The following is a 6,204-nucleotide window of genomic DNA, read 5'->3' as shown; positions in this document are numbered from 1 at the left end:
TTCCAGATGCACCACTACCCCCTCCAAGCCAGGGGACCCGCTTAAGAATTAGCGGTTGGAGCCGCTTTCTTTGCTTACTTTCTTTGCGGCGGCAAAGAAAGTAAGTGCCTGCCCCGCACAGGGGCGACGCTAATAGACCAATAAGAAAACAAGGAAAGGCCAACGCGGCAGGCATATAACCAAGCGCCGCGCAGGCCAAAAAAACAATCAAACAGCTACAGCAACACTTTCCTTAAGCACAGCTTCAAGAATCCCCATTGCCTCATCAAAGACAGAATCCTGAATCGTAAGAGGAAAAAGAAACCGAACCACATTCGAATAAACACCACAAACGAGCAACAACAACCCGCGCTCAAGCGCTCTTGCCTGCACCCGCTTGGTGAAGTCAGCATCCGGCTCCGTCCCACCCGCCTTGCAGAACTCAACAGCAACCATTCCGCCCGGCCCACGCACATCGGCGATCTGCGGAACTTCACTCTGAAGCGCGATCAGCTTCGCCTTAACACGATCACCCAAAACAGTAGCCCGCTCGCAGAGCTTCTCTTCATCGATGATATCGAGCACAGCATGCGCGGAAGCAACCGCCAGCGGGTTACCCGCATACGTGCCACCCAGGCCACCAGGAGCCGCCGCATCCATCAAATCAGCACGCCCAACCACACCCGATAACGGCATGCCACCGGCCAGGCTCTTGGCCATCGTCATCAGATCAGGCACCACGTCATAGTGATGCATCGCAAACAACTTGCCGGTACGAGCAAAACCCGTTTGCACCTCATCGGCAATCAGCAAAATGCCATGCTCATTGCACAGCTTGCGCAAGGCGCGCACGAACTCGGCCGGCGCCGGATAGAAACCGCCTTCGCCCTGAACCGGTTCGAAAATAATCGCCGCGACGCGCTTCGGATCGATGTCGGCCTTGAACAGAAACTCGATCGCCTTCAGCGAATCAGCCGTCGTCACGCCGTGCAGCGGATTCGGGAACGGGGCATGGAACACGTCCGCGGGGAACGGACCAAAGCCGATCTTGTACGGCGCAACCTTGCCGGTCAGCGCCATGCCCATCATCGTGCGGCCATGAAAGCCGCCGGTGAACGCAATCACGCCCGGACGGCCGGTCGCGGCACGCGCAATCTTGATCGCGTTTTCAACGGCTTCGGCGCCCGTCGTGAAGAAGGCGGTTTTCTTCGGATAGTCGCCCGGCGCACGCGCGTTGATCTTCTCAGCCAGTTCGACATACGACGCGTACGGCACGATCTGATACGCGGTGTGCGTGAAATGATCGAGCTGGTCACGGATCGCCGCCAGAATCTTCGGGTGACGGTGGCCCGTGTTGCACACGGCAATACCCGCGGCGAAATCAATGAAACGGCGGCCTTCGACGTCCCACAATTCGGCGTTCTCCGCGCGCTCGGCGTAGAAATCGCACATCACCCCGACGCCACGCGGTGTGGCGGCGTCTTTGCGGCTCTTCAGTTCAGCATTCTTCATGGTTATCTCCTTCGCTCCTCGGTTTTGCGGGGACCGCGCGCTCAGCGCAGCACATGCAGCGACTATAATGAGATTTGGCTCTTAATTTCAGAGCCATTTCAATAAAAATGTAGGAGCCATTCATGCGCGCGAGCGTTTTGTCCGACTGGCTGGCGCAGCGCCTCGACCGTGGCAATGGCCAGCCGATCTATCGTCAGCTGCATCGGCTGTTGCAGCAGGCGATCCTGTCGCGCGAATTGCCGGCGGGCAGCAAGGTGCCGTCATCTCGTCTGCTGGCGCAGGAATTGGGCATCGGGCGCAATACCGTCACGCAAGTGTATGAGCAGTTGGTGCTCGAGGGCTATGTGAGTTCGGCAACCGGTCGCGGCACGTTCGTCGCCGATAGCGCGCCGGACGAGATCGTCGGCGTACCCGACGCCGAGACGCCGGCCGCGCCGCTCGAGTCATTGCCGCCGCCACTGCCGTTGCAGGGCAACCGCGCGTTGTCGACACGCGGCGCGCGGCTCATTGCGGGGGCGGGCGTGTCGAAGCGGCAATGGGGCGCGTTTATGCCCGGGGTGCCGGATGTCACGAAGTTTCCGGCGCGCGTGTGGAGCCGCCTGCACAACAAGTATTGGCGCCGGCTGCGCCCGGACTTGCTGACCTACGCGCCGGGCGGCGGGCTGGCCTCGTTGCGGCATGCGTTGGCCGACTATCTGCGCACGTCGCGCTCGGTGCGTTGTACGCCCGAGCAGATCATTATCACGACCGGGATCCACCAGTCGGTCGACCTGGCTGTGCGTCTGCTGTCCGATCCGGGCGACGTGATCTGGACCGAAGACCCTTGCTACTGGGGCGTGCGCAGCGTGCTGCACGTGTCCGGCTTGCAATCGCGCCCGATCGCCGTCGACGAAGAAGGCATCAATCCCTCCGCCGACGATCTCGCGCAGCCGCCGAAGCTGATGCTCGTCACGCCGTCGCATCAATATCCGCTCGGCATGGTGATGAGCCTCGCGCGGCGCCGCATGCTGCTCGAATACGCAAGACAAAACCAGTGTTGGATCATCGAGGACGACTACGACAGCGAATACCGCTACGGCAGCCGGCCTCTGGCATCGCTGCAGGGTCTGGACAGGTCCGGGCAGGTGATTTACGTGGGCAGCTTCGGCAAGACGCTGTTTCCGGGCTTGCGCATTGGCTACCTGGTCGTGCCCGAGGCGCTCGCCGAGAGCTTTGCGACCGCGAGCGCGGAGCTCTATCGGGAAGGGCAGTTGTTGCAGCAGGCGATGCTCGCGGAGTTCATCGCGGAAGGGCATTTCACGTCGCATATCCGCAAGATGCGGACCCTCTACGGGCAGCGTCGCCAGACCCTGCTGGATGCTGCCGCGCACCGTTATGGCGATGCGCTGCCGGCTGTGGGCGGCGATGCCGGGTTGCATCTGGTGATGCAATTGCCTGAAGGCAGCGATGACCGCGCAGTGGCGGCTGCCGCGCTGGAGCGCAATATCGTCGTGCGGCCTTTGTCGGGGTATTACGCGCAACCGTCGCTGGCGCCGTCGGGTCTGCTGATCGGCTATGCGTGCGTGCCGGACGAGGAGATCGCGCCTGCTTTCAATACGCTGGCTGATGCGATCGACGCGACGCTTGTGCAGTTTGCGTGAGCGTGGGCGAGGGCGCTCTACGCCTTCAAACCGGCCTCAAAGCGGTTTCAGAGCGGAGCAACGAGGCGGCAACAACGTGGCATCAACATAGCGCCACTGTGCTTTAAATCCGAATCAACACAGCCCCTAGCGTAACCAGTGCGCACGCCACGATACGCCGCGTCGTCAGCTTCTCCTGCATGAACAGCCAGCCGATCAGCACCGCGAAGATCGAACTCAGCTCACGCAGCGCGGAAACCATCGCAATCGGCAGAGTGCGGTAGGCCTCGATGATCAGGCAATAGGCGGTGAGTGCGAGCGCGCCGGACGCGATGCCCTTGAGCACCACCGTGCGGCCGATGAACAGCCCCTTTGCGCCGCCGCGCCAATGCCAGGCAAGCAGAAACTGCGGGACATTCCAGATCAGATAAACCCACATGATGTAGCTCAGGCCATTGCCCGCCACGCGCGCGCCGATTCCGTCGACCACCGAATACGTTGCGATGAAGAAGCCGGTCAGCAGCGCGAACGGCACGCTTTCGCCGGAGAACCGCATGCCGCGGCGGAACGCCAGCGAGACCATGCCGAGCGACACCAGCGCCACGCCGATCGCCGCCAGCGGTTTGAGCGTTTCGTGCGCGAACACCAGCGCGCCGACGAATACGAGCATCGGCGAAAGGCCGCGTGCAATCGGATAAATTTGCCCGAAGTCACCGCTCTTGTAAGCGCGGATCAGGGCCAGCAGGTAGCCGAATTCGAGTACTACCGAGGCGAAGATGTAAGGCCAGGCCGCCAGTTCAGGCAAGGGCAGCACGATCACGCCAACCGAGCTGACGGCGATATACGGAATCGCCATCATGCCGAGCAGCCATACACGGTCTTCGGATAGGTGCAGAAACGCGTTCCAGGTGGCGTGAAGCAGCGCGGAGAGCAGCACCAGCATGACGACAAAGGTGTCCATCAAAGACCAGGGAGAGGAGAAAGAAGGCCAGGGGAGCCGGCCGCAAGCACGTGATTATTCCAGCAGAACGCCGGAATGGAGGGGTGGACGACTAAAGTGAAGGGGTTTTGTGTGGCGAAAACCGGCAATTTGTGGCAACGAAAACCCGCTGCTAAACCTCGGCGCAGGCGCAGCGCTTGCACGCCGGCGCACTTACACGCTGGCACGCAGTATCGAAGCGACCTGAATGAGGGTTGGCGAAGCGCGTCTCGCCAACCCCTTGCCATTCAGGAATCGCGAGCGGTCACGTCACCCGTTCGCGCAGCCACGCGGACGCCAGATCGATCACCGTCACGACCACGATCACCATGATCATCACCGCGGCCGTCTGCGCGTAATTGAACGAGCGGATCGCCTCGTACAGCACCACGCCGATCCCGCCCGCGCCGACCATGCCGACCACCATCGCCGAGCGCACGTTCGATTCGAAGCGATATAACGCGTACGAGATCCACAACGGCAGCACTTGCGGCAGCACGCCGTAAATGATTTCGTCAAGACTGGTCGCGCCGGTGGCGCGCACGCCTTCGGCCGGAAGCGGATCGATTGCCTCGACCGCTTCGGCGAAGAGCTTGGCGAGCACGCCGGTGGTGTGCACCCACAACGCCAGCACGCCGGCGAACGGACCGAGTCCCACCGCGACGATGAACAGCATCGCGAAGACCATTTCATTGATCGCGCGGCATGCGTCCATCATGCGGCGCATCGGCTGCACGATCCACATCGGCGCCATGTTGTGTGCGGACATTAGTCCGCACGGCACCGCGCATACCAACGAGAGGGCCGTGCCCCACACCGCTACCGACAGCGTCACGTACATCTCGTGAAGATAGCTCCGCCATTCGGTGAAGTCCGGCGGGAAGAAGTCCTTGGCGAACTGACCCATGTTGCCGGAGTCGGAGAGCAGGTCGAGCGGACGCATATCGGCGCCGTGCCATGCGCCACCCAGTACGGCAAGCACGGCGATCCAGCCGATGAGCGACAGCCAGCTGCGCTTGCCTGCGTCAGGGGCGGCACGGCGCGCCGCCTGCGCGGCGAGCGCTTCGCTCGCACGCGTGGGCGACGTGATCAGATCAACCGTGTTCATTGCTTGGCGACGGCGGTGTTGAGTGCGCTCAGCTTCGCATCGAGCGCCGCCAGCTGGGTCTTGCGGTCGTCGTCGGAAAGATGCGTGTCGCTCTCGATCTTCTGCTTCTGCTGGAACAACGCGACCTGACGGATCGGCAGCAACTGCGCATCCGACGACGCCGCGAAACCGGCGTAGCCCGTAATCGCCGCCATCACCGCTTTTTCATGCGGAGCGGTCTTCCCGTAGTTCACGAAGAAGTTGCGGATCTTGTCCTTGGTGGCTTGCGGCAGATCCTTGCGCCATACCAGCGGGTCCGACGGAATCAGCGGCGACGTCCACAACACGCGTACTTGTGCAAACTTGTCCGGATGCTGCTTCTTCAGCGAGTCGAGCTCCTCGGTGTTGTTGGTCGCGATGTCGACCTTGTTGTTCACCACAGCCAGCAGATTCGCTTCGTGGCTCGACGGCAGCACGGCCTTGAACGACGTGTTGACCGGCGTGTTGTGCTTGGCGAACAGGTAATAGCCGGGGATCAGCGTGCCCGAGGTGGAGTTCGGATCGCCGAAACCGAGTGTGACGTCCTTCGTATTTTTAAACACGTCGTCGAGCGTCTTGAAGCGGCTGTTCACGTTGGTGATCAGCACCGAGTTGTAACCGGCTTCGCCATTCAAATACAGGACCTTCGCAAACACTTCGCCTTGCGAGCGGTCCACCGCTTCGATCGCCGACGCGTTGCCGAAATAGCCGACCTGTACCTTGTTAAAGCGCATTCCTTCAATGATGCCGGCGTAGTCGGTCGCGAAGAACGCTTTGACGTTCAGGCCGGTTTGCTTGTTCATATCCTCGATCAGCGGTTCCCAGCGCTGTTTCAGCACGGAGGACGAGTCGGTCGAGATGATGCCGAGGTTGATGTCCTCGGCTTGTGCGGTGGCGACGCAGGCGAATGCGGCCGCGCCGACGGTCAGCGTGATCAATGAACGCAGGAATTTCATCGCTTTGAGGTCCGGTTGAGTGAACAGAATGAG

The 6,204-nt window shown here is 61.4% G+C and carries 5 protein-coding genes; 1 reads left to right on the top strand and 4 read right to left on the bottom strand.

What is annotated here, in order from left to right; all coding sequences use genetic code 11:
* Positions 1–207: 207 nt before the first annotated feature.
* Positions 208–1,491, bottom strand: coding sequence for a 4-aminobutyrate--2-oxoglutarate transaminase (locus GNZ13_RS06135; RefSeq protein ID WP_172161415.1), 1,284 nt, complete (start codon positions 1,489–1,491; stop codon positions 208–210).
* A 122-nt stretch (positions 1,492–1,613) separates the two neighbouring features.
* Between GNZ13_RS06135 and pdxR the strand changes: the two genes are divergently transcribed.
* Complete coding sequence (pdxR, locus tag GNZ13_RS06130) at positions 1,614–3,131, top strand: MocR-like pyridoxine biosynthesis transcription factor PdxR (protein WP_172161413.1); 1,518 nt, start codon at positions 1,614–1,616, stop codon at positions 3,129–3,131.
* A gap of 103 nt (positions 3,132–3,234) precedes the next feature.
* Here pdxR and GNZ13_RS06125 read toward each other — a convergent pair whose 3' ends face one another.
* From GNZ13_RS06125 to phnD, 3 genes are all read right to left on the bottom strand, one after another.
* Positions 3,235–4,071, bottom strand: coding sequence for a DMT family transporter (locus tag GNZ13_RS06125; protein WP_172161411.1), 837 nt, complete (start codon positions 4,069–4,071; stop codon positions 3,235–3,237).
* Positions 4,072–4,354: 283 nt separating this feature from the next.
* Positions 4,355–5,197 carry a phosphonate ABC transporter, permease protein PhnE gene (phnE, locus tag GNZ13_RS06120; protein WP_236001824.1) on the bottom strand — a complete coding sequence of 281 codons (843 nt, stop codon included), beginning with the start codon at positions 5,195–5,197 and terminating at the stop codon, positions 4,355–4,357.
* Positions 5,194–6,171, bottom strand: a complete 978-nt coding sequence (gene phnD / locus GNZ13_RS06115) for a phosphonate ABC transporter substrate-binding protein (protein ID WP_172161409.1) — start codon at positions 6,169–6,171, stop codon at positions 5,194–5,196. Before phnD ends, phnE begins: the two co-directional genes overlap by 4 nt.
* Positions 6,172–6,204 lie beyond the last annotated feature (33 nt).

It is taken from the genome of Paraburkholderia elongata (genome assembly GCF_013177735.1).
GTDB lineage: Bacteria > Pseudomonadota > Gammaproteobacteria > Burkholderiales > Burkholderiaceae > Paraburkholderia > Paraburkholderia elongata.
Note: the sequence above shows the minus strand (reverse complement) of the source record. Positions and strands in the feature narration are given on the sequence as shown.